Source organism: Candidatus Contendobacter odensis Run_B_J11 (assembly GCF_000531125.1).
Taxonomy (GTDB): Bacteria; Pseudomonadota; Gammaproteobacteria; order Competibacterales; family Competibacteraceae; genus Contendibacter; species Contendibacter odensensis.
The window spans coordinates 1-2,607 of sequence record NZ_CBTK010000183.1 but is presented as its reverse complement, the minus strand read 5'-3'; the positions used below and the strand labels follow the sequence as shown (position 1 = coordinate 2,607).

The 2,607-nt window shown below is 60.7% G+C and carries 3 protein-coding genes; 2 read left to right on the top strand and 1 reads right to left on the bottom strand.

Annotation, left to right across the window (positions count from 1 at the left end; genetic code table 11):
* Together BN874_RS25125 and BN874_RS11570 are read left to right on the top strand one after the other, a co-directional pair.
* Positions 1-745, top strand: a 745-nt coding sequence (locus BN874_RS25125; RefSeq protein WP_034433446.1) for a hypothetical protein, incomplete at its 5' end; no start/stop codon positions are given.
* A 124-nt stretch (positions 746-869) separates the two neighbouring features.
* Complete coding sequence (locus BN874_RS11570; RefSeq protein WP_034433445.1) at positions 870-1,610, top strand: hypothetical protein; 741 nt, start codon at positions 870-872, stop codon at positions 1,608-1,610.
* An 814-nt stretch (positions 1,611-2,424) separates the two neighbouring features.
* On the opposite strand, the gene BN874_RS25120 is transcribed toward BN874_RS11570, so the two are convergent.
* A partial coding sequence (locus BN874_RS25120) for a hypothetical protein (RefSeq protein ID WP_034433443.1) occupies positions 2,425-2,607 on the bottom strand: 183 nt, incomplete at its 5' end.

Below are 2,607 nucleotides of genomic sequence, written 5' to 3'. Positions count from 1 at the left end.
CTCTTTCCCTACACGACGCTCTTCCGATCTGAAGGCCCGGCAGGCACGCGCGGCCACCGCCGCCCTGCGTCACCGGTTGGGCGCCCTGGTGCAAACCCATCAAGCGTCTGAGCATTGGGCCGCCCGTCAAGGCCGACGACTGAACACGGGCCGGTTGTACGGCCTCCAGTGGCCGCAAGCTCGCCTGTTTGACCGGCGCGTGGAGCGGTTAGCGAGGGATACGGCCGTGGGTCTGCTGCTGGATCGCAGCGGATCGATGACGCGCCACATGGCGCTGGCGAATCAGGCGATGCTGGCCTTGGCGCTGGCGCTGGACCTCCTGCCTGGGGTGGCGTGCTGGGCGGCGGCGTTTCCCGGTGGGGGGAAACACCGGATTATCCCGCTCAAGCACTTCCCAGAGCGCGCCTTCCGCATTGCCGGACGGTTCGCGGTGGACAGTTTTGGCGGGACGCCGTTAGCGGGGGCGCTGTTGCGCGCCGGTTGGGAATTGATCGGACGTTCGGAACCGCGTCGCCTGCTCATCGTAGCCACCGACGGACAACCCGATCAGAGAGACCTCACACGCTCGATCCTGGCTCGATGCCGTGCCGGGGGTCTTGAAGTGTTGGGATTAGGCATCGGCCAGTCCCTGGACGAGATGGAAGACCTGTTTGGGCGTCACGATGCCGTCACGATCCGAACCCTTCAAGAACTGGCGCCGATGCTGTTCACCCTGTTGGAACGGCGGTTGACGCAGGCGGCGTGAGGAGTTTTCGGCCTCGCCCGCCTGTTTTGCAGTGACCTCAACCCGTTCGGGAGAAAACGCGCCTGGCGTCACTCCCGAACGGGGGTGGCGCTGGGCGTTTTCCTCGACCTCATTGGAGAACGTGATGGAAAAACTGAATACTTTGGCGTACCTGCCTGAGTTTCTGAACCGCTACCGTCCGGCGGAAGGACTCTCGGTGCATACCGAAATTCGGGATGCGCTCAGTCTGAAACCCGGCTTGATGAAGCTGTATGAAATCGCCTTGCACGGTGGGCATCCGCCCGAATCGATGGGACTCCCGGCTCTGCGGGACCCGGAGTTCTTCTTGGTGGGTCACGCGACCTTGCGTGATCCTCAAGGCCGCATCCTCGCGACGGCGACCGCCGTCGCTCCAGCGGGTCAAACTTTGGAAGATCTGGAAACGGCGGCTCGGCAACGGTTGCTGGCCGTTTTAGGCTTTGGCGGCGAAATCGTCGATGCGGACGAAGTCTTTGACCCGAGTCATTCGGGTATCGCCACGCCGGAGGTTCAAGCGCCGGTGCCGGTGACTGAAACACCGGTCGGCGAAGGAGTGGCGATGGCGACGGCCGCGTTGCTACCGGGAGAAGACCCGGCGGCCATCCTATCCGCATCCGTGAATGCGGCTCCGGTCGTGCCGGTGGCAACGCCCGCCGATACACTGTCCAGGGTGGCCTTGGGCGTTGCGACCTCCGCAGCCTCTGACGATAGGGCGCTTGCGTTGTTGCAACGCCAGATAGCTCACTGGGCGCACCTTCAGGGTATCGCCGTTCCCGAAGTCCATACCCGGGCGGAGAGACAAGCCGCGTTGAAGGCGTTGATGCAGCAACCGACTGCGACTCTTTAATCTCTACGGATCTAATTCCCCGCAGCTTGCTGCGTTCTTTGGTAACAAAAGACCCCGCAGCAAGCTGCGGGGTCTTTTGTTTAAAAAATCGATCCTCTCCCGCTTGAGAGGGTTTTTTAGGGTACTTGGATGAAAGTTATCCACATTTTTTGTGGATAACTGGGTCTTAACTCTTTTGAATCATTTTCTGAAACAATCTTTTATGCAGTTTGTGAGGGCGGCTTAAAAAGTAGCCTGAGAAGGTAGCAAGTTTGTTCTGCGGGGGCCTAAACCGTTTTTTTCGAGAGCGGTCGGTACCGCCTTCGCCTTGGAGAGCGTCTTTGGGGGTTTGATCCTCTTGTTGCTGGAGAGTCCCGGGGTTAGCTTTGGGTTTTCGTGGGGTAGCCTATAAAAATTTCGATTAATAATGAAAGACTTAATAGCGGGCACTTAACGGGTTGGGGAGGAACACTTAATCCGCAGAAAAGGGGCTGAAATGCGCGGGAATCGGCTGGGAAACGGTTTGGAGACGCCTTGGGCGCTGGGCAGGGATCGTTGCGAGGATAAAAGGTCGATGGTTCAGAGTATTAGCGCAGCAAACCCGAACACTTAATTTTTGGACGGGAGGTCCTCCGGCTCCCGCTCCGGGAACAGGAACCGGGATCGTTAAGGACGGCATGGGTTCAGCGGGGAAAAATAAGGGGTGATCCGGCTTCAACCCGGGGTTCATTCCGCTGGGCGGGACGTTTGGAATGGATTTTGGGCGCAGAAAACCGCCGGAGGGAGCGCCGGGAGGTGAAGCAGAGGGAAAAACGGGTCGCGTGAGGGGTGCGGGCTAGGGCGGCTGAGGGGCTTCGCCCAGCCGCTGGCGGATTTCAGTGGGGGAGAGGCCGGCGGCGGCCAGTTCGGCGATCCAGCGGGTACGCTCTCTTGCGGCGTGTTGTTCAGCGGCGGTGGGGGCGGGGGTATTGGAGCCGCCGACGCGCGGGCGAAGCTGTTCGCGCAGGGTTCGGGCGCG

Bases quoted from the DNA above. Each gene is read 5' to 3' on its own strand.
- BN874_RS11570 (WP_034433445.1), top strand. From the start codon at position 870: ATGGAAAAACTGAATACTTTGGCGTACCTGCCTGAGTTTCTGAACCGC.